The 1,334-nt window shown below is 54.6% G+C and carries 1 protein-coding gene; it reads right to left on the bottom strand.

Features of this window, described 5'->3' with window-relative positions; translation table 11 throughout:
- Positions 1–359 precede the first annotated feature (359 nt).
- Positions 360–1,247 (bottom strand): LysR family transcriptional regulator, encoded by an 888-nt coding sequence (locus SMB34_RS20090; protein WP_037992681.1) that lies wholly within the window; start codon positions 1,245–1,247, stop codon positions 360–362.
- Positions 1,248–1,334: the final 87 nt, after the last annotated feature.

Genomic DNA, 1,334 nt, shown 5'->3' with positions numbered 1-1,334 from the left:
CGTCTGACCTTTCAAACGTTGATTGCGCCATGCAGCAAGCGGTTTTTGAAATCCTGTTCAACAGGCTTTTTGTGTGACCCCGACCACATGGCTCATCCCCAACCATATCCGAAAGAATATGCCCGGGAACGCGCCCTGAATGCAAGTGGTCATAGTAAAAAATTGCAAGTTAAGTCTGTGAAAATACAATCAAAGGTATGCCGGTTAGATACCTGAACAGCTTGATGGTTCTTGTTCCTGGGGGGATTTTGCACCGGGTTATTTCTGTTCGTATAGTGTTGCGATGTCATCCGGATTTGATCGTGGCAAGCCCGTTGGGTGCATATGTGAAGATCAGATTCGCAGATTTTCGCGTCTGATCATTCGGCGACGAAAAGATCACGCGCGGCGCGGACGACCCGGCTGATATGGTCGGCGACGGCGGCGACCCCGCGGGTATCCTTGGTATCGGGATGCAGCAGCATCCAGTAATTTCGGGTAAAGCGGATATCGGGCAGCAGACGGATCAGGTCGGCCACATCACGGGTGGCGTAATCATGCAGGATGCCAATGCCATGCCCGTTGCGCACCGCTTCCATCTGGGCCACGACACTGCCGCATTCGAAACGCCGTTTCATCAGTTTGCCCAGACGTGCCGCGTAATCAAGGGCGCGGCTGTAAATCAGGTCTTCGATATGGGTGACAAACAGCCGGTCGGTCAGGTCGCGTTCAGACCGGATGGCACCATACTGTTTTATGTAGCTTTGGGAGGCATAGACGCTGAGTGTGTAATCGGTCAGTTTTTTGATCACCAGCCGCCCCTGTTTGGGGCGATCAAGGGTTATGGCGATGTCGGCTTCGCGTTGGGACAGCGAAAAGGTGCGCGGGAGGGGCACCAGCTGGATCACCAGATCGGGATGTTTTGCCGCAAAGCCCGCCAGTTCACGCGCCAGAAAGTAGTTGCCAAGCCCGTCAGGCACGCCAACGCGCACGGTGCCGGCAATGCCTTCTGCTCGGCTGGGGAAGGCGGTGCCGACTTTAAGGAAGGCGGATTCAGCGGCCTCTGCCGCACCCATTAATGCCTTTCCTGCCTCTGTTAGTTCCGATCCGGTGGTGCGCCGTTCGACAAGCTTGGTGCCGAGTTCCTGTTCAAGTGCGGTCAGTTGCCGACCGACCGTGGCATGGTTCAGGCCAAGCTGACGGGCCGCCGAGAGGATCTGCCCCTGGCGTGCGACGGCCAGAAAGATGCGAATGCGGTCCCAATCCATGATTCATTGACTTTAAAAATTGCACATCGAATTTGCAATAATGATAATTGATGTGCATCCATATGCATATCCATAATTAAACCACTT

It is taken from the genome of Thalassospira permensis NBRC 106175 (assembly GCF_000714555.1).
GTDB classification, from domain to species: Bacteria; Pseudomonadota; Alphaproteobacteria; order Rhodospirillales; family Thalassospiraceae; genus Thalassospira; species Thalassospira xiamenensis.
This window is presented reverse-complemented; position numbering and strand designations above follow the sequence as displayed.